The following is a 16,488-nucleotide window of genomic DNA, read 5'->3' as shown; positions in this document are numbered from 1 at the left end:
GACGTCCGTGCACATCCTGTACGAGGTCAAGGACGGCATCGCCACCCTCACCCTCAACCGGCCCGAGGCCGCCAACGCCCAGAACGCCGCTCTCCTCGACGAACTCGACGCCGCCTGGACCCGGGCCGCCGAGGAGGAGGAGGTGAAGGTGATCGCGGTGCGCGCCGAGGGCAAGCACTTCTCCGCCGGGCACGACCTCAAGGACCGCTGGCCCGGCCCCGGCGAGATCACCCTGGAGTGGATCTACCGGGCCGAGAACCGCAGGTACCTGGAGTACACGCTGCGCTGGCGCAACGTACCCAAGCCGTCGATCGCCGCCGTGCAGGGCCGCTGCATCGCCGGCGGGCTGATGCTGTGCTGGCCCTGCGACCTGATCGTGGCCGCAGAGGACGCCCTGTTCTCCGACCCGGTCGTCACCATGGGTATCGGAGGCGTCGAATACCACGGCCACACCTGGGAGTTGGGCGCCCGCAAGGCCAAGGAGATCCTCTTCACCGGCCGGCCGCTGACCGCCGAGGAGGCCGAGCGGGTCGGCATGGTCAACCAGGTCGTTCCACGAGCCGAGTTGGACGCGGCCACCCGTGAACTCGCCGAGCGGATCGCCCGGATGCCCGCCTTCGGGCTGCGCCAGGCCAAACGCGCCGTCAACCAGACCCTGGACGTCCAGGGCTTCTACGCCGCCGTCCAGTCGGTGTTCGACGTTCACCAGACCGGACACGGCAACGCGCTGAGCATCAGCGGCTATCCGATCCTGGCGAAGCTGGACGAGATGAAGCAGAAGCTGCGTTAGTGCCGCTCGGCCAGGCTCTGGGTGCCGAGCACCGAGATCAGCTCCAGTTTCTCGGCGGCCTCGGTGCCCGGCTCGGCCGAGTACACGAGGATGTGCAGGTCGTGCTCTTCGACCCGGAGCTGGTCGCAGTCCAGCGTGAGCAGGCCCACCTGCGGATGCTCGATGGTCTTGCGCGACGCCTCCAGCCGGCCGACGACACCCGCGTGCCACAGCTCGGCGAACCGTTTGCTCTCGGTGCGCAACTCCGTGATCAAGCGCTGTAGGTGACGGTCGGCGGGGTAGCGGGCGGCCGTCGAGCGCAGCTCGGCGACCAGGCCGGCCTCGAAGGCGCGCCGTTCCTGGGGGGAGTGCCGCACCCGGGTCGGCCAGCCGAGGAAGTTGCGCCACACGCCGTTGCGCTGGAAGCCGCGCAGGCCGGACGGATCGCCCATCAGCGCTCCGTACATCGGGTTCGCCACCAGCAGGGTCATGGCCGCGTCCGAGACCGCCACCGGGGTGCCGACCAGCCGGTCCAGCAGCCGCTGGACGCTGGGCGTGAGGTATCCGGGCACCATGTCCGGGCCCGGCGGCACCAGCCCCGCCAGCCCGAACAGGTACGTCCGCTCGTCCGCGGACAGCCGCAGCGCCCGGGCGAGTGCTTCGACGACCTGCGCGGACGGGTTCGTCGCCCGGCCCTGTTCGAGGCGCGTGACGTAGTCGACCGAGATCCCGGCCAGCAGCGCCAGCTCCTCGCGCCGCAGACCCGCCGCGCGCCGCTGGCCACCGGCCGCCAGCCCCGCCGCGCCCGGGGCCACCCGGTCGCGCCAGCGCCGCAGCGCCCGCCCGAGTTCCGTCGCCGTCATGCCCCCAGTCAACACCGCAGGCCGCGGATGTGCCTGGTACCGGTAGTCATAGGCTGTCCGGCCCGCCACACCACCTTTACCCCGGCCAGAGCGTGGGACTGCTCCGCGTGCGCTCACGGGGTCGAATCGGGGTCGAACGGATGGGCAGGTCGTTCCACGGACCTTCTCACCCTCACGCCGCGGTGGTTGGCCTCAAGCTGCGTCTGAGCCTTGCACGGGAGGGGCCGGCATGGCCTGCACCCTCAGCTGCCACCGCAGACCGACCAGATGAGATCACCTCTTACGTGCTCTCGGAGGTGAAAGTGGTGAGCGGAAGGGCTGTGGCGTCTTTCGTGGGTCGTGACAGGTGCAGTTCGGTGTGGAAGTAGCCGTCGGTCTCCTTGCCCCGAGGATCCTGGCCGGCGGCCGTCACCGCGGTGATGGCATACCGCTGCTCCTGCACGCTTGTGAAGCGGCGTTGCGGATAGCTCGGGGCGGCCGCTTTCTCGGTGACGAGGCCGTGCGGTGTGAGCCCGTCAGCGATGTGGCGGTAGGAGCCGGTACGCAGGACGAACGCCGCGATCCACACCTGTTCGTGAGCGGCGGCGAGGAGTGGTTGAAAGGTGCGCGGGGACAGGAAGCTCGCTCCGCCCGTGACGGTGACCAGAAGGGTTGGCTGCGCGGCGTGCAGGAGAGCGGGGGTGGGGGGAGCCGTTTCGAGGTTCTCGGTGAAGCCTTCGTCCAGCAGGCCGACGGCGAGAGCGTAGGAGATGGCGTTCGCAGCGATGTCGAGCCCGATCACCCGGTGCGCGTCGGGACGTCGGTGAGCCGCGTAATAGGCGCGGTCCCACTCGATCAGCTCCGCCGTGGTGAGCGCTGCGGCCTGCGGGGACGTGTAGTGGGCATACAGGTCTTCCAGGGTGAGGCTGTGGTTGAGAAGGGCCGCGTTGATGCCGTACGAGCAGCAGATGTCCAGCACGGTGACCGGGGCGGCGGCGCGGGCGGTCCGCGTGCGGGTGGCGGCCACGCGCCGGAACACCCCCTGCGCATGGTGAGGCGTCTGATAGTCCCAGTGACCCAGGACGCGGAAGAAGTCTCTGGGGTCTGGCTGGTCGTACACCTCGTCGAACGAGGTCATCTCGGCCCGGCCGCGGGCGGCCGACTCGCCGGCTGCGGCGATCCCCAGGTCTCTTTGGCCATAGCTCCCCGCATAAGTCATCGCAGTGTCCCTTCCCTGCCTGGGCCCGCCCTGCATCAAGTCAAGGGAATACCGCCTGACCGGGAAGCGGGGAAGCGGACGTCGACGAATCCAGCCATGAACCCACGGTCACGTCTCGAGAGCCCGGAGGGAAGCCCTCACGGGCCAGGCACTGCCTGATCGGATTCCGGCTCCAGCGCGGCCTGCTCGTCCCGCTGGAGCGGGTCCACCGCGACCAGGCCGCCGTCGAGCGGCACCTCCGCGCTCTTCCCACCGCCCTCCGCGCCGAAGCCGAGGCCGGCGCCGCGTGATGCACGGGAACGGCCGCTGGCCTCCCCGGTCGTGGACTGGGGGACCATTCCCCGCGCGGTGGTAGCTCACGGTGTCACCTGTAATGAGCGTGACCTTCTCGAAGGGCCCGGTGGTGGGCGCCACCCCGCCTGCGGGATACGTGCTGCGGGGGTGTCGCGCAGGCTGGCGCGACGACCAGCCCCGCCAGCGTGCCGACCCCCAGCAGCAGTGCCGCTGCTCTGCGTCTCGTCAGCGTGAGCCTCCCGTTGGCGCCCCTTGGAGGGGCGGGGGACGTGATGTCCTCAGAGGTCAACAGGGCGGCACGGCGGCTGGGCTGCCCCGGCCTGCTCAGCAGTCGGGCTTGCGCATGAGTACGAGCCTGCCCAGGGGACTGTCGGTGACCTGGGCGTCCTGGAACCCGGCGGCACGCCCTTCGGCGGCGAGTTCTTCGGCGGACAGGCCGAATGGGACGTGCCGCTGGGTGAAGAAGAGCCGGTCGAGCCGGGTTCGGGCCGTGGGCTTGTCCTGTGCGGTCTGCGGTGGGAAGAGTTCCTGCACGAGCAAGAGACCGTTCGGACGCAGAGCGCGGAAGATCGCGGCGAGGGTGTCCGCCCGGACGTCCTGCGAGAAGAACGGCTGGGCCCAGAAGCAAACGGAGAAGGCCGACTCGTCGCGCAGTGCACGGGCGTCCATCGTCCGGATGTCCACGCGATCGGTGACGCCGACGGTCTCGGCGCGACGGCGGCATTCCGCGGCGACCTCCGGGACGGACTCGACACCGACGGCGTGGAGCTTGTCGAAGAGCGTGAGTCCCGTCAGCAAGGCCCCGCCGACGCCGCTTCCCACGTCGAGCAGCGGGCCGCCGGACTCCAGTCGCGCCCTGAACTCCGGTAGCGCCTCGTACAGCATCCCGATCAACTGTCGGGCGCCCGGTGTCGGCCGCACCCCCCAGTCGCGGGCGAGCACCAGCGCCTGCGCACCGTCGATTCCGGGCTCCTGGTCCGACGGCCGCACCGCCCGCGCCACCTGGTCACGAGCCAGTTCCACGGCATCGAGCACGGCCGTCATGTCGACCCCGGAAGCTCCGGCCACGAGAGCGTCGAAGTCCGGGCTCAGCCGGAAGGATCCCGTTTGTTCTCCGGGCCGCACGACGCCGGCCGAGGCGAGTACCGCCAGAACGTCGGAGACCTGCTCCGCCGAGGCACTGTGAGCGGCTGCCAGTTCGGCGACGGTGGTCTCCCCGCGCAAGTGCTCGAGCCACCCCGCACGATGGGTGGCCCGGACGAGTTCGATGAGCTCCAGTCCCTCGGCCCAGCTCCTGATCGCGGAGCGTGCCGTCATCGCGGCCTGAATACTCTCCATCCGCTGGTCGTGTCCACCATCGACGTTCACTGTCACTCCTGCTTCCTCGCCTGATCATCTCCGCGGACCTTTCCGGTCATGGCGACCGCGCCGGGGCCGTCGCGCCCGGAAGGTGTCCGTCGTCCCCCGGCCACCAGGGACGTTGTCGCCGCCATGATCTCCTCCGTGGCCTCCCGCCATACCTCCGGCCCCGGTGCACGGTCGTGGAAACGGGACAGGTCCACGGGCGGTCCGGCGCCACCATGGCGACCCGGGCCGACGAACTCGTGGATGCGTTGCTGTGCGCGGACGGGCCGGTGACATCACCGGTGGACCTGGCACTCGTCGCGTGGTCGAGACCTCATCGACATGGGCCGCTGGCGCCTCGGCGACCGCGACCTCCTCATCGTCTTCGAGGCCGGATACGACGTCCCGGGCATGTCTCGTCTCCTGAGCAGGCCGCCGGTGGAGATAGTCGGCGGATGCGTCGGACCGGGTCATGAGCAAGCCCGTCCCGGTGCCGTGGATCTCTCCGCCGCAGGGCGGGCGGCCCCCGAAGCACGGTAAGGAGTTCCGCTTCGCCGGGCCGGAGACCTGGGGTGCGCCAGACGTGGCGTCCGCGCAGGTCATCGACAGGTACGGCATCGCCCGCGCCGTGGCCCGGGACCGCATCCACACCCGCCTGACCATCCGCTCCGCGTGGATCAGCCACACCGGTGAACTTCCCGTCATCGAGGGCACGTTGATCCGCCAGGGGGTGGATCGTCTGCCCGGCGGGGGCGACCGGCGAGAGCGTCGCCGAACGTGACCAGGTCAGACCATGAAGAACAAGCTCAACTCCTGGGGTGCTCGCCGACGGTCAGCGCGTCGGCGAGTTGCACGGCAGGGTCGCCGGCGAATCGATGCTGCGACTGCCCGGTCGGCCAGGTGGAGATGCCGTCGTCGGGCCATCGCGGAACGACGTGGAAGTGCAGGTGGCGTACCGACTGTTCCGAGCCTGGACCACTCGCGTTGAGGACGTTCACCCCAGTCGCGTTCAAACCGGAGCGCATGGCCCTTGCCAGCAGTTGGACCAGCTCGACCGTCTCGGCCAGCACCTCGATGGGCGTGTCGAAGACATCGGCGTAATGAGCCGTCGGCACCACCAGGGTGTGCCCTGGAGCGAGCGGGTCGAGCGGGGTGAACGCGCAGGCGGACGGTCCACGCGCTACCCATTGCGTACTGTCTTCGCGGATGAGTTGGCAGAAGAGGCACGACATGCAGACGACCCTGCCACAAACCGGCGGTCCGGCCGTGAACAGTTCCAACCGGGCTTGGAGAGAATCCAGGCATGGTGATGGCACGGCACTGGTACGCCTCGTCGCCCGTCGTGGACGGGCATCCACTCCTGCAAGAGCCGGGCTTCTGGCCGGCGCACTTGGCGGACTTGTCCGAGGGCTGCGCGCCTGAGGACTTCGGCTCCGACGCGGGCGACGCCGACGCCATGCTGGAGCGGCTCCACGATCCGGCGGCTTGGCCGGCGTTCACAGTGCCTTTGGCCAGCGACTTCGCGATCGTCGTGCACTACAACAGTGGCGAGGAATTCACGACCACGGACTACTTCCTCACGCATCCAGACTGGCGCCAGGACCTCGTCCTGGCCAGCGACGATCAGGACCGCATCGGCCCCGGGCTGTGCTGGCCTGAGCTCGCCGCCCTGCTCAAGGCACCGCCAGGCGCCACGGGTGTCACCGACCCTCACGCCCGGCTTCTTCTCCTTCTGCCGGTTCTCGGCGACACCGCGGTTTCGGAGGAGGCCGTGACGGCAGTGGGCCGGGCGCTCGTCGCTCACGGTGCTCCCGAGGCGACCGAGGCGTTGGCCAGGCGTCTGCTCCAAGGGCACCCCATGTGGGGCGCTGAGGACTGGTGGTTCGATGAGGACGAACGAAGCTGGATCTGCGAAGGCGAGCAGAGCCCCCGCAAAACCCCTCTGGGCGACCACCTCCCCCCTCAGCAGCGGACGGCCCTCGAAGCCTGCCTCACCCCCGCCTGACCTTCTCGGCCCGCACCCGGAACGGCCGCAGCGGACGAGGGGGTCAGAGGGGTGCGTCGGTGGTACCGGCAGTCCCAGGAAGAAGGGTCTGCTGGCTGACCGGGCGGCCGGGGCGCAGGCTGGACGCATGACGACAACACTGATCACCGGAGCCAACAAGGGCATCGGCTACGAAACCGCCCGCCAGCTCATCGCCGCAGGTCACACCGTGTACATCGGAGCCCGGGACGCCGGGCGCGGACGCCGGGCCGCCGAGGAACTGGGCGCCCGGTTCGTCCTCCTCGACGTCACCGACGACGCCTCCGTCGACGCGGCGGCCAAGACGATCGAGGCCGACGGCGGGCTGGACGTCCTGATCAACAACGCCGGGATCGAGACCCGGACCGCGGACAACAGCGTGCCCACCGCGGAGACCGTGACCGCCGACCAGATGCGGAACACCTTCGAGACCAACGTCTTCGGTGTGGTCCGCGTCCTGCACGCCTTCCTGCCGCTGCTGCGGCGCTCGGCGGCACCGGTCGTGGTCAACGTCAGCAGCGGTCTGGCCTCGCTGACGGCCCTCTCCGACCCCGACCACCCCGCCCACTTCTACCCGGGCATCGCGTACCCGACCTCCAAGACCGCCGTGAACATGCTCACCGTGCAGTTCGCGAAGGCGTTCCCGGCCATGCGGATCAACTCCGTCGAGCCCGGCTTCACCAAGACCGACCTGAACGGCAACACGGGCACCCAGACGGTGGCGGAGGGCGCCGAGATCATCGTCCGGATGGCGCAGCTCGGCCCGGACGGACCGACCGGCGGCTACTTCGACGTCAACGGCCCGCTGTCCTGGTGAGTCACAGCTGAACGAGCCGGGGCGCGGTGCCCCGCGTGCGCACCAGCGCCCCGGCCTCGCGGGTCAGTTCGCGGGCGCTGCCCAGCAGCCCGTCCAGGACGACGGCCCGGCGGACGTGCCGGTGCAGCGGGTGCTCGGCGGTGAACCCGATCCCGCCCAGCACCTGCTGGCAGTGCCGGGCCGCGGTCAGTGCCGCCTGCCCGGCCGCCGCCTTGGCCAGCAGTGCGCCCAGGTCGTCCGTGGCCGCCGTGAGGGCGGCCTCGGCGCCCTCCAGCGCCACCAGGGTCTCCGCGAGCCGGTGCCGTACGGCCTGGAAGGCGGCCAGCGGCCGGCCGAACTGGACGCGGGCCAGGGCATGCCCCCGGGCGAGCGCCGGCATGGCGTGGCCGGTGCCGAGCAGCCACCATCCGACCGCCCGCCGGCCGGCGGCGAGGGGCACGGGAGCACCGCCGGCCACCGGCCGCAGAGGCAGTTCCTCGTCCAGTCCGGCCGCCGTCCCCGAACCGCCGTACTCCCACACCACCCACCGGCCACCCGCGTACGGCAGGGTCGCCGTGCCCACCACGTCGGTCAGCACCGAGGCATGCGCGCCCGTCTCGCCCAGCAGCCGGCACACCGTGGCGACGGCCACCGCCGGGAACCCGGCCAGCAGTTCGGGCCCGCCCAGCTCGGCCAGTGCCGCGTCCAGGGCCGGGCCCGGGGCGGTGACCGTCATCGCCCTGCGGAGCGTCTGCGAGAGAAGGTCCAGCTCGGCGGGGTCCACGCTCACTCCCTCCCCAGGTCGAGCAGCCGGCGGGCGATGACGTTGCGCTGGATCTCGGCGGTGCCGCCGTAGAGGGTGGCCGCCTTCGCGGAGAAGTACTCCGACCGCCAGGGCGTCTCGGTCAACTCCAGGACGCCGGGCAGCAAGTCCCGCACAGTTTCGAAGACTTGTTGTTCGGCGGTGGCCAGCGGATCGCTGTCCCGGGCCCGGCGGACGGCCTGCTCCAGGTCGGCGGCGCATCGAGATCCCGGCCGATCAGCGCGCTCCACAGCAGCGGGTCGTCCGGACGCGCGTCGGACATGGCGGCCCAGCCGTCCCTGGTCGGCAGCAGCCGGCAACTGCCCCCACCGACCGCCGGCCCTGCCGCCCGCGTCCACTGAGCGCGGCCCGTCTGCACACCCTCGGCGGACGGCCCACCGCGAGGATCCACGGGACCTGTGTCGGCGCGGGCATCGAACTCCCGGCCTTCGCCACCCGGGTTGTGGCGGCACCCGACACCACCGTCCGGCTGCCCGAACTGTCCATGGGCCTGATCCCCGGTGCCGGAGGCACGGTGAGCATCCCGCGCCGGATCGGCCGCCGGCGCACCCTGTACCTGGCCCTCGACGGCCGGCCCGTCCCCGCCGAACGGGCCCTGGCCTGGGGACTGGTGGACCGGATCGAGGAGTGAGACGCCCGTCGAGGCGGTGCCTGCCTCAGCCGATGCAGATGACCAGCAGACAGAGTTGCGAGGGCGAGGTCGAGGGGGAGGTCGCGGTCGGGGCGGGACTCGCCGGCGGCGTCGACGTGCTGTCGCCGGCGCTGGGTGTGGGCGTGGCCGTCGGCTCCGACGGGGTCGCGGTGGTACCGGAGGTCGTACCGGCGGCCGCGGCCGCTGCCTGGTGCTGGGTGGCGGACGACGTCTTGGACGGCACCGACGTGATGGTGAGCCGACGGGACGTCGGGGTGGCCTGGGGCGTGCCGGCGGTCTGCTCGTGCGGCGCGTTGGCGGTGGCCGTCGACCGGGCGGAGGGGGTGGGATCCGGGGCCCGGTGGCGGCCGGTCGGTGTCGACGCCGACGGCGTGGGCTCCGTGGCCTCCTCGTCCGCGACGCCCATGGTCGTGGTGTCCGGGGCGCTGGCCGCCTGCGCCCGGTCCGTGGACTGCCGGTCCAGCGAGGCGACGGTCAGCCCGCCGCCGACCAGAGCGACCGCGGTGGCCACCAGGGCCCGCCGCTGGGTCTTCTTCCAGCGGACCCGCTGACGGCGCCGGGCCGCCCGGCCGAGCGGCCCGGCAGCCATGGCGGGGGAGTCGTCGTAAGGATCCTCCGCCGCCTCGTCCGTGCCGTCCGTGTAGTCCGTGCCGTCGTACCAGGCGCTGTCGGCCGGGGCCTGCCAGGGCGTCACGACGGCGCGGGGCGCGATGTCCGGGGCGTAGGCGCCGCAACCGGGGCACGCGAGCGCGCCGTTGAGGTGCCGACGGCACGAGGAGCAGTAGTCCATCCGCGGTCTTCCTGACTCGACTGCGCCAGCGGCGTCCTCGGCCGTGGCCTGATCTCGATCGCACGTGGGATCGAACGGCCAGAACGGTAGCGAGCCTTTGGCCGGGCAGTGTGCAGCCTGTGTGCTGGTTCTGCGCAGATGCGACCCGTGGATACGGCCGGGTACGCGGAGTCACCGCCGTACGCGAACCGCGGTGGGCCCTGGAACTCGACGCCATGCTCCGGGAGCGCGCGCAGGGCGTTGGCACACCTCAGCGGCTGACGCCCCGGCGGGAAGCGGGAGACCGCTGTTCCCGGCGCGTCAGCGCGCGGTCTCCGCCTCGGGTTTGCGTCCCCAGGCGGTCAGCATGCCGGCGGACAGCGCGGCGCACTCGTCGGAGGCCAGGTAGCGGACCGCCGCGTCGACAGCCGCGTCGTCGACCAGGCCGGTGGCGAGCATCGCCGCCCGGCTCCGCTCCCAGGTGTCCGCCCAGAAGCGGCTGATGGGACTGCCCGGCAGCAGCGGCGGCACATGGATCTCGGCGGCGACGGACACCAGCCCGGCCCCCCGCAGCAGTTGCGGGTACGACGGCACCCAGGAGACGTCGGTGCCGATGGTAGCCCGCAGCCCCTGCCACATCGCCCGCATCACCGTGGAGTACGGGGTGCCGGGCGTCCGGTCGCTCGTCAGGTCGACCGCGTCGCTGAGCACCAGCACCCCGCCCGGCTCCACGAGTCCGGCCAACGCGGTGATCAGACGGTCGTGCTCGGACAGGTGCATCAGCACGAAGCGTGCGTGGACGAGCCGGAACCGGCCGCGGATCGAGTCCGGGGCGGCGGTGATGTCGGCCTCCAGCACATCGAGCCCGGGCCGCTCGGTGAGGAAACGTACGTCCCGGTCCACGGCGAGCACGCTCTCCACCCCGGCCTCGTCCAGGAGCCTGCGCGAGACCGTGCCCGTGCCGGCGCCCACGTCGAGGCAACGCCAGCCCGGGCCGGCCCCGAGCGCCCGCAACCGCGCCATGGTGAGGTCGTCGTAGACGAGTGCGCCGACGTCGATGCGCTCAGCCTCGCCCGCCTGTCCGGGACGGAAGACGGCCTCGCCGTAGCGGCCGCCGCCCGGAGCGGTGGTCATGGCGCCGCCGGAGTGCCGCGGAGGGGGCCGTCGAGCCCGAGCGGCCGGAACAGCGGGTGGTCGCGGAGTTTCATGGCCGGGCCTCCTCACGTGATGGTGCGGCCCGGTCCCGGGGCGGCCGCATCACCGATCCTCCACCGACGACCGCCCGCACACCCGAGGCGCGCCGCGCCTGACCCGATCGGCCTCACCAGTCATGAGCGGCCGCACGCGGGCAGGCGCGGACCCGGGCCTGTTCGTGGATCAGGACCAGGCGTCCGGAGTCCAGGTACTCCCCGGCTGGGCCACGGACGCCTCGGCATGTCCTCGGTGCCCACCGCGACCGGGGCCCGCACGGACGCCACACCGGGGGCGTCCACCGACTGGGCGCCGGGTTTGCGGATCTCCGTCTCTGAGGTTTTGTGACCCGGCCGTAGCGCGGTATTCAGTACTGCTCGGTCTCCACGAAGCCCGTGTCCCCGTCATTGCCCGCACCGAAGGCGTCGGCAGCGGCGGTCGGGTCGAATCCGGGCGGGCTGTCCTTGAGGGCCAGGCCCATGCCGGCCAGCTTCGCCTTGACCTCGTCGATGGACTTCGCACCGAAGTTGCGGATGTCGAGCAGGTCGGCCTCGGAGCGCGCCACGAGCTCACCCACGGAGTGGACGCCCTCACGCTTGAGGCAGTTGTACGACCGGACGGTGAGGTCGAGCTCCTCGATCGGCAGTACCAGGTCGGCCGCGAGGGCGGCGTCCGTGGGGGAGGGGCCCATGTCGATGCCCTCGGCGTCGATGTTCAGCTCGCGGGCGAGACCGAACAGCTCGACCAGGGTCTTGCCGGCCGACGCCATGGCGTCACGCGGCCGCATCGCCTGCTTGCTCTCGACGTCGACGACCAGCTTGTCGAAGTCGGTGCGCTGCTCGACACGGGTCGCCTCGACCTTGTACGTGACCTTCAGAACGGGCGAGTAGATGGAGTCGACCGGGATACGGCCGATCTCCTGACCGGCCTGCTTGTTCTGCACGGCGGAGACGTAACCGCGGCCGCGCTCGACCGTCAGCTCCATCTCCAGCTTGCCCTTGCCGTTGAGCGTGGCGAGGACCAGGTCGGGGTTGTGCACCTCGACACCGGCCGGGGGCGCGATGTCGGCGGCGGTGACCAGATCCGGGCCCTGCTTGCGCAGGTACATCACGACCGGCTCATCATGCTCGCTGCTCACGACGAGCTGCTTGATGTTGAGGATCAGGTCGGTGAGGTCCTCCTTGAGACCCGGCACGGTGGTGAACTCGTGCAGGACACCGTCGATACGGATGCTGGTGACAGCAGCGCCGGGGATCGACGAGAGGAGGGTGCGGCGGAGGGAGTTGCCGAGGGTGTAGCCGAAGCCCGGCTCCAGCGGCTCGATCACGAACCGGGAGCGGAACTCGTCGACGACTTCTTCGGTCAGGGACGGACGCTGAGCAATCAGCACGAGGTGTTGCCTCCAGTGGTCTGGCGCCCGCTATGTGACGCCGTAGTCACCACGAAGACTACGGCGGCACGGGCGATGAGGCCTGCGATGAGGCCGGACCCGCCCGACTTCATCCCAGCGAGGAGGCGTCTGGCTTCCCGTCCGCCCGCCTCTCCCACCGCCTCTGCCTTGCCGCGTCCAGCTCCCGAGCGCGCGGGACGAGGCAGGCACGCGCTGCATGGCCAGGGTGACGTCGTGAACATGACGTTGATGGGGACAGCGGCCGAGGCGGCCCGTCGGCGGGTGCCCAAGCCGACGACGCCCGGCTGTTCCTCGGGCTTCGTGAAGGCGCTCTGCCCTGCGGTGACGGCGTACGCGTCGTGCTTCGGACGCGCGCCAGTGTGAACCGGGTGCGCGCCCACAGGGGGATGGCCGCCCGCCGGTGATGACCTGCCCCGCGCGCTGCCTCACGCGCTCTGTGGCGCTACGTGTTGAGTCGGTCACTCTTGGTGTGCGGGCGGTGGGGTGGTCTCGTACTGGTCGTCCGGTGCGGACGGCTCGGCCGCTCGGCCCGGTACGGATGACACCCGAAGGAGCGTCATGCAGATCAAACGAGGTTTCACCGCCTCCGTCGCCGTCCTCGTGCTGGCCGGTGCGGCCACTGCCGTCGCCGTGGCTCCCGCTCCTGCGAGGACGTCGTCCGCCACTGCCCCGTTCGCCGCCGCAGGTCCCTCCGCGGCGAAGGATCCGGCCTTCTGCGACTTCGACGACCGGCTCACACCGCCCACGATCCGTGAGGGCGCTGCCGGGGACACGGTGCGCGAGGCCCAGTGCCTGCTCCAGCTCTGGGGCTTCTATGTGGGCCCGAGGGGAGTCGACGGTGCCTTCGGCCCCCTCACCACCAGTGCCGCCAAGGCGTTCCAGACCAGCCGCGGCCTGACCGCCGACGGCATCATCGGCCCGAACACCTGGACGAGGCTGCGCAACGGGTGAGCTCGCACGCACTGTTGATGTGCGCTCCGCGATGAGGTGGGCGGTGTTGTCGACGCGGGGAGTTTGGCCCTCTGGGCGGGGGAGAAGAGAGAGAACCATGATGATCTCCGTCTCCTCCGACATGGACGAACCCGTCGCGCGCCTCCTCGTCGAGGAGCTGCGGCGCCGGGGTCACGAGGTGCGTACGTTCGGCGCGCTGGAGCCAGGGGCCGACCCGCAGTGGGCGGTCTGCTCGGAAGCGGCGGCCCGCGAGGTCGCCGCCGGCGGCGCCGACCAGGCGATCGTCTGCTGCTGGACCGGCACCGGCGCCTCGATCGCCGCGAACAAGGTGCCCGGCGTCCGCGCCGCCCTGTGCACGGACGCGTACACCGCCGACGGCGCCCGCCGCTGGAACGACGCCAACGTCCTGGCCCTGAGCCTGCGCCTGACCTCGCAGCCGGTGCTCAAGGAGATCCTCGACGCCTGGTTCGCGGCAACGCCGAGCCAGGACGCCGAGGATCTCGGGAACGTGACCCACGTCGGACGTCTCGACGCGGGCCGGGGGGCTGTCTAGGGTCAGTGGGCGCCGAGCCCGCCACCGCCGAACGAGCCGCTGCTGCCCTTGCTCCAGCGCGGCCGGTCCGTCGACGTACTCGGCCTGGTCTGCTGATTGCTCAGCTCGTAGGGAGTGAGCGGACGCCCGCCCTTGGGCATCCGGGGAATCTCCTCCGACTCACGGTTCTCCCGGATCTCATGGACCGCGCCCTCCGGCGGTAGCTTCGGCTGCTCATCGGGGCGCGGCCGGAGCGACTCGCGGTACTTGACACGGTTGCCCAGCCAGAAGCCCCCGGCGAGCATCGCCAGTACGGCCACCGCCACCACGAACAGCCCGAGACTCAACAGGCCGCTGGGGGCGGCCAGCTCCATCGATGCCGTAGTCATAGGAAGGGGATACCCAGCCCAGAACGGGATGAACCGGACGCCCTCGGTGGCTGGCCGTGCGCGGTGGGCGACGGTAGCCGCCGGAGCCGCCCCGGCGACGGGTTTGCCGGGCCCGCACCTCGGCTACCCGGGGTGCATGACGTCGACGACTTCTCAACAGGAGCTCTACGGATACCTCGAGGATCGTTTCGCCTGCGCACAGGCCTGCACGGAGTGTGCCCGACAGTGTGCGCTGCGCGCCGGCGTGTTCGATCCCGACGGGACGGTCGAGCTGGAGCGGGTGCGCCGTACGGGCATCATGTGCGCCGAGGTGTGCGACGCGACCTGCCGGGCGCTGACCGAGGAGAACGCCGGGGACGAGGCCGGTCTGCGCGTCCAGCTGGAGTGGTGCCGGACGATGTGCCTCCAGTGCGCGCAGGCCTTCGACACCCGCCCCGGCGCCGAGGAGAGCGCGGCCGCGTGCCGGGCGTGCGCCACGGCCTGCACGGAGTTCATGGCCGTCCTGGCCTGAACGGCGGCCTCCGGGAACAGGTCGGTCACCAGTTCGGGGGAACCCTCTCAGGTGCCGTTGCGGCGGCCTAGTCTGTGCGCGGGGTATCACTGCCAGGGGGAGCCGAGATGCCATCGCCGGGGATACCCGTACGCCGACGGCTGACCGTCACCACCGTCCTGGGCGCCGCTGTCTTCACCCCCGTGCTGGCCTTCCTGAACTTCGTCACAGGCGTCTACACCTGGGTGGCCTACGACTCGTCCGTGGTGCCGTTCAACATCCTGGCCGGCTACATCGTCTGTCTCCTGGCTCCCCTGACCGTCCTGATCACGCTGATCCCGGTCGCCAAGTGCTGGTTGAGCGTCTGGGTTCTCGCCCCGCCTGCGGCACTCTTCGTCGCGGTACTGGGGCGGCTCGCATATTTCGTCTACCTGATCAAGACGTAGCCCCGAGAGGTTTGCCCGATGGGCGCCGAGGCGTGCCGGTCGTGGTTCCGGGCCGGAGGTCAGCCCAGGGCGGGGTAGTCGGTGTAGCCGGTGTGGTCGCCGCCGAAGCTGGTGGCCCGGTCGGGGGTGTTGTAGGGGCCGCCCTGGGCGAGGCGCGCGGGCAGGTCGGGGTTGGCGAGGAAGAGCGCGCCGTAGGCGATGAGGTCGGCGGTGCCGTCGTCGACCAGGGCCAGTGCGTCCGGGCCGGTGGGCTCCATGCCGGTGAACGGGTTGAGGATGTAGGTGGTGGGCCAGGCCTTGCGCAGGCGCAGGGTCAGGTCGCGGACCTCGGGGGCTTCCATCTGGTGGAGATAGGCCAGGTTCAGCGGGGCGAGGGCGTCGACGAGGGCGGTGTAGGTGGCGTCGACGTCGGTCCGGTCGCTCTCGTCGATGTCGTTGTACGGGTTGCCGGGGCTGATGCGGAAGCCGGTCCGGTCGGCGCCGATGGCATCGGCGACGGCCTTGGCGGTCTCGACGGCGAACCGGATCCGGCGCTCGGGGCTGCCGCCCCAGGGGTCGGTGCGGGTGTTGGAGTTCGGCGCCAGGAACTGGTGGATGAGGTAGCCGTTGGCGCCGTGCAGTTCGACGCCGTCGAAGCCGGCCTCGACGGCGTTGCGGGCCGCGTCGGCGTAGTCCGCGATCGTGTCCCGGATCTCGTCCTTGGTGAGCTCCTTCGGCGTGACGAAATCACAGGAGGGACCGGCGGTCCCGGGGTTGCGCGGGGCGGTGAACTCGCCTCGTCGCGAAAAAATAAATGGCCGACAAAATGTACCGTCAGTTCCGTCCTGCCGGCCCTGCCGCACCGGGGCTCAGTCGCCCTCCGAACCCAGGTGCAGATGGGCGGCGACCTCCCGGTGGGTCGGGGAGGGCGGCAGTGGACGGGGGTCGTTCGGGCGCAGGCCGTCCACGAAGATGCGCACATGGCGGGTGGCCAGGGCCTTGGCCTGTTCCGCGGGCAGGTACGGCATGGGGCGGCAGACCAGCGCCCCCGTGGTGATCAGGTCCATGTGCGTCACATCGGGCCGGATCGCGCCCCGGGAGCGGGCGAGGGCGAGCACCTCCTCGAGGAGGGGGGCGATCCGGCCCTGGAGCTCGACCGCTTCGGGGCCGGTGGCGACCGGCCCGCCGATCAGGGGGAGTACCAACGTGTCCCGTTCGCCGACCAGGTGGAGGAGGAACCCCTCGACGGCCGCCAGAGGGTCCTGCGGTGCCGTGTCCAGCGCGCGGCGGGCGGCGTCGGCCACCGTGGCGAACCCGTCGAGAACGACCTGCTGGACGAGGGCTTCACGATCGGGGAAGCGCCGGTAGAGCGTGGCGATGTTCACGCCGGCGCGGCGGGCGATCTCGTCCAGGGGGGCGGCGGTGCCCAGTTCGCGGAAGGCCGTGCGGGCGGCGGCGAGGATCTGTGCCCGGTTGCGGGCCGCGTCCGCCCGCAGTCGTGGTCTGCCGCTGTCGCCAGGGGTGCGGGAAGCCACCGTGAGCCCGTCCTTTCTCGGCCGCGCCGACCG

General features: G+C 71.3%; 20 protein-coding genes and 3 pseudogenes. 9 read left to right on the top strand and 14 right to left on the bottom strand.

Going from position 1 to position 16,488, the window contains the following annotated elements; genetic code table 11:
• The first annotated feature begins 7 nt into the window (after positions 1 to 7).
• A complete protein-coding gene (locus AB0D59_RS14735; protein WP_362564805.1) occupies positions 8 to 790 on the top strand; it encodes an enoyl-CoA hydratase in 783 nt (260 codons plus the stop codon).
• On the opposite strand, the gene AB0D59_RS14730 is transcribed toward AB0D59_RS14735, so the two are convergent.
• From AB0D59_RS14730 to AB0D59_RS14710, 5 genes and pseudogenes are all read right to left on the bottom strand, one after another.
• Positions 787 to 1,632, bottom strand: coding sequence for a helix-turn-helix transcriptional regulator (locus AB0D59_RS14730; RefSeq protein ID WP_362564803.1), 846 nt, complete (start codon positions 1,630 to 1,632; stop codon positions 787 to 789). The genes AB0D59_RS14735 and AB0D59_RS14730 overlap by 4 nt on opposite strands.
• 280 nt (positions 1,633 to 1,912) lie before the next feature.
• On the bottom strand, positions 1,913 to 2,830 hold the full coding sequence (locus AB0D59_RS14725; RefSeq protein ID WP_362564801.1) for a hypothetical protein: 918 nt from the start codon (positions 2,828 to 2,830) through the stop codon (positions 1,913 to 1,915).
• A 137-nt stretch (positions 2,831 to 2,967) separates the two neighbouring features.
• On the bottom strand, positions 2,968 to 3,168 hold the full coding sequence (locus tag AB0D59_RS14720; protein ID WP_362564799.1) for a hypothetical protein: 201 nt from the start codon (positions 3,166 to 3,168) through the stop codon (positions 2,968 to 2,970).
• 280 nt (positions 3,169 to 3,448) lie between these two features.
• Positions 3,449 to 4,462, bottom strand: coding sequence for a class I SAM-dependent methyltransferase (locus AB0D59_RS14715; protein ID WP_362564797.1), 1,014 nt, complete (start codon positions 4,460 to 4,462; stop codon positions 3,449 to 3,451).
• Between the two features lie 137 nt (positions 4,463 to 4,599).
• Positions 4,600 to 4,698, bottom strand: a pseudogene (locus tag AB0D59_RS14710) (1-acyl-sn-glycerol-3-phosphate acyltransferase); the annotation flags it as partial.
• 86 nt (positions 4,699 to 4,784) lie between these two features.
• Between AB0D59_RS14710 and AB0D59_RS14705 the strand changes: the two are divergent.
• Positions 4,785 to 5,225: pseudogene (locus AB0D59_RS14705) on the top strand (transposase); the annotation flags it as partial.
• 49 nt (positions 5,226 to 5,274) lie between these two features.
• Here the strand turns inward: AB0D59_RS14705 and AB0D59_RS14700 are convergent.
• The gene (locus AB0D59_RS14700; protein WP_362565077.1) at positions 5,275 to 5,700 is read right to left on the bottom strand and encodes an HIT domain-containing protein; all 426 of its coding nucleotides are present in this window, start codon (positions 5,698 to 5,700) and stop codon (positions 5,275 to 5,277) included.
• A gap of 71 nt (positions 5,701 to 5,771) precedes the next feature.
• Here AB0D59_RS14700 and AB0D59_RS14695 point away from each other — a divergent pair, with 71 nt between their 5' ends.
• Together AB0D59_RS14695 and AB0D59_RS14690 are read left to right on the top strand one after the other, a co-directional pair.
• On the top strand, positions 5,772 to 6,473 hold the full coding sequence (locus AB0D59_RS14695; protein ID WP_362564796.1) for a hypothetical protein: 702 nt from the start codon (positions 5,772 to 5,774) through the stop codon (positions 6,471 to 6,473).
• Between the two features lie 127 nt (positions 6,474 to 6,600).
• Positions 6,601 to 7,308, top strand: a complete 708-nt coding sequence (locus tag AB0D59_RS14690) for an SDR family oxidoreductase (protein ID WP_362564794.1) — start codon at positions 6,601 to 6,603, stop codon at positions 7,306 to 7,308.
• A gap of 1 nt (position 7,309) precedes the next feature.
• Here AB0D59_RS14690 and AB0D59_RS14685 read toward each other — a convergent pair whose 3' ends face one another.
• Both AB0D59_RS14685 and AB0D59_RS14680 read right to left on the bottom strand, forming a co-directional pair.
• Positions 7,310 to 8,071 (bottom strand): acyl-CoA dehydrogenase family protein, encoded by a 762-nt coding sequence (locus AB0D59_RS14685; protein WP_362564792.1) that lies wholly within the window; start codon positions 8,069 to 8,071, stop codon positions 7,310 to 7,312.
• Positions 8,072 to 8,073: 2 nt separating this feature from the next.
• Positions 8,074 to 8,340: an acyl-CoA dehydrogenase family protein gene (locus AB0D59_RS14680; RefSeq protein ID WP_362564790.1), complete on the bottom strand. Its 267-nt coding sequence runs from the start codon at positions 8,338 to 8,340 to the stop codon at positions 8,074 to 8,076.
• Here AB0D59_RS14680 and AB0D59_RS14675 point away from each other — a divergent pair.
• Positions 8,310 to 8,741: an enoyl-CoA hydratase/isomerase family protein gene (locus AB0D59_RS14675; protein ID WP_362565075.1), complete on the top strand. Its 432-nt coding sequence runs from the start codon at positions 8,310 to 8,312 to the stop codon at positions 8,739 to 8,741. The two genes, AB0D59_RS14680 and AB0D59_RS14675, sit on opposite strands and share 31 nt — an antisense overlap.
• 25 nt (positions 8,742 to 8,766) lie before the next feature.
• Here the strand turns inward: AB0D59_RS14675 and AB0D59_RS14670 are convergent, their stop codons facing one another.
• The 3 genes from AB0D59_RS14670 to AB0D59_RS14660 form a co-directional block, all read right to left on the bottom strand.
• Positions 8,767 to 9,552: a hypothetical protein gene (locus AB0D59_RS14670; protein WP_362564788.1), complete on the bottom strand. Its 786-nt coding sequence runs from the start codon at positions 9,550 to 9,552 to the stop codon at positions 8,767 to 8,769.
• A gap of 300 nt (positions 9,553 to 9,852) precedes the next feature.
• Complete coding sequence (locus AB0D59_RS14665) at positions 9,853 to 10,665, bottom strand: class I SAM-dependent methyltransferase (RefSeq protein ID WP_362564787.1); 813 nt, start codon at positions 10,663 to 10,665, stop codon at positions 9,853 to 9,855.
• Between the two features lie 424 nt (positions 10,666 to 11,089).
• Positions 11,090 to 12,112: a DNA-directed RNA polymerase subunit alpha gene (locus AB0D59_RS14660; RefSeq protein ID WP_362564785.1), complete on the bottom strand. Its 1,023-nt coding sequence runs from the start codon at positions 12,110 to 12,112 to the stop codon at positions 11,090 to 11,092.
• Between the two features lie 579 nt (positions 12,113 to 12,691).
• Between AB0D59_RS14660 and AB0D59_RS14655 the strand changes: the two genes are divergently transcribed.
• Both AB0D59_RS14655 and AB0D59_RS14650 read left to right on the top strand, forming a co-directional pair.
• Positions 12,692 to 13,084, top strand: a complete 393-nt coding sequence (locus AB0D59_RS14655; protein ID WP_362564783.1) for a peptidoglycan-binding domain-containing protein — start codon at positions 12,692 to 12,694, stop codon at positions 13,082 to 13,084.
• Between the two features lie 97 nt (positions 13,085 to 13,181).
• On the top strand, positions 13,182 to 13,637 hold the full coding sequence (locus AB0D59_RS14650) for an RpiB/LacA/LacB family sugar-phosphate isomerase (protein ID WP_362564781.1): 456 nt from the start codon (positions 13,182 to 13,184) through the stop codon (positions 13,635 to 13,637).
• Positions 13,638 to 13,639: 2 nt separating this feature from the next.
• On the opposite strand, the gene AB0D59_RS14645 is transcribed toward AB0D59_RS14650, so the two are convergent.
• A complete protein-coding gene (locus AB0D59_RS14645) occupies positions 13,640 to 14,005 on the bottom strand; it encodes a DUF6479 family protein (RefSeq protein WP_362564779.1) in 366 nt (121 codons plus the stop codon).
• Between the two features lie 136 nt (positions 14,006 to 14,141).
• Here AB0D59_RS14645 and AB0D59_RS14640 point away from each other — a divergent pair, with 136 nt between their 5' ends.
• Positions 14,142 to 14,516, top strand: a complete 375-nt coding sequence (locus AB0D59_RS14640) for a ferredoxin (protein WP_362564778.1) — start codon at positions 14,142 to 14,144, stop codon at positions 14,514 to 14,516.
• Positions 14,517 to 14,623: 107 nt separating this feature from the next.
• Complete coding sequence (locus AB0D59_RS14635; protein ID WP_362564776.1) at positions 14,624 to 14,941, top strand: hypothetical protein; 318 nt, start codon at positions 14,624 to 14,626, stop codon at positions 14,939 to 14,941.
• Between the two features lie 59 nt (positions 14,942 to 15,000).
• Here the strand turns inward: AB0D59_RS14635 and AB0D59_RS14630 are convergent.
• Both AB0D59_RS14630 and AB0D59_RS14625 read right to left on the bottom strand, forming a co-directional pair.
• Positions 15,001 to 15,669: pseudogene (locus AB0D59_RS14630) on the bottom strand (alkene reductase); the annotation flags it as partial.
• A 120-nt stretch (positions 15,670 to 15,789) separates the two neighbouring features.
• Positions 15,790 to 16,455: a TetR/AcrR family transcriptional regulator gene (locus AB0D59_RS14625; RefSeq protein WP_362564775.1), complete on the bottom strand. Its 666-nt coding sequence runs from the start codon at positions 16,453 to 16,455 to the stop codon at positions 15,790 to 15,792.
• Positions 16,456 to 16,488 lie beyond the last annotated feature (33 nt).

Origin of the sequence: Streptomyces sp. NPDC048417 (assembly GCF_040651615.1) — a bacterium.
Lineage (GTDB): Bacteria > Actinomycetota > Actinomycetes > Streptomycetales > Streptomycetaceae > Streptomyces.
The sequence above is the reverse complement of the archived record's forward strand: the minus strand, read 5'-3'. Positions and strand labels throughout refer to the sequence as shown.

What these genes read in the sequence shown, in the direction of transcription:
- AB0D59_RS14730 (WP_362564803.1), bottom strand. Translation starts at nt 1,632, where the DNA reads ATGACGGCGACGGAACTCGGGCGGGCGCTGCGGCGCTGGCGCGACCGG.
- AB0D59_RS14725 (WP_362564801.1), bottom strand. Translation starts at nt 2,830, where the DNA reads ATGACTTATGCGGGGAGCTATGGCCAAAGAGACCTGGGGATCGCCGCA.
- AB0D59_RS14720 (WP_362564799.1), bottom strand. Translation starts at nt 3,168, where the DNA reads ATGGTCCCCCAGTCCACGACCGGGGAGGCCAGCGGCCGTTCCCGTGCA.
- AB0D59_RS14715 (WP_362564797.1), bottom strand. Translation starts at nt 4,462, where the DNA reads ATGGAGAGTATTCAGGCCGCGATGACGGCACGCTCCGCGATCAGGAGC.
- AB0D59_RS14700 (WP_362565077.1), bottom strand. Translation starts at nt 5,700, where the DNA reads ATGTCGTGCCTCTTCTGCCAACTCATCCGCGAAGACAGTACGCAATGG.
- AB0D59_RS14695 (WP_362564796.1), top strand. Translation starts at nt 5,772, where the DNA reads ATGGTGATGGCACGGCACTGGTACGCCTCGTCGCCCGTCGTGGACGGG.
- AB0D59_RS14690 (WP_362564794.1), top strand. Translation starts at nt 6,601, where the DNA reads ATGACGACAACACTGATCACCGGAGCCAACAAGGGCATCGGCTACGAA.
- AB0D59_RS14670 (WP_362564788.1), bottom strand. Translation starts at nt 9,552, where the DNA reads ATGGACTACTGCTCCTCGTGCCGTCGGCACCTCAACGGCGCGCTCGCG.
- AB0D59_RS14665 (WP_362564787.1), bottom strand. Translation starts at nt 10,665, where the DNA reads ATGACCACCGCTCCGGGCGGCGGCCGCTACGGCGAGGCCGTCTTCCGT.
- AB0D59_RS14655 (WP_362564783.1), top strand. Translation starts at nt 12,692, where the DNA reads ATGCAGATCAAACGAGGTTTCACCGCCTCCGTCGCCGTCCTCGTGCTG.
- AB0D59_RS14650 (WP_362564781.1), top strand. Translation starts at nt 13,182, where the DNA reads ATGATGATCTCCGTCTCCTCCGACATGGACGAACCCGTCGCGCGCCTC.
- AB0D59_RS14645 (WP_362564779.1), bottom strand. Translation starts at nt 14,005, where the DNA reads ATGACTACGGCATCGATGGAGCTGGCCGCCCCCAGCGGCCTGTTGAGT.
- AB0D59_RS14640 (WP_362564778.1), top strand. Translation starts at nt 14,142, where the DNA reads ATGACGTCGACGACTTCTCAACAGGAGCTCTACGGATACCTCGAGGAT.
- AB0D59_RS14635 (WP_362564776.1), top strand. Translation starts at nt 14,624, where the DNA reads ATGCCATCGCCGGGGATACCCGTACGCCGACGGCTGACCGTCACCACC.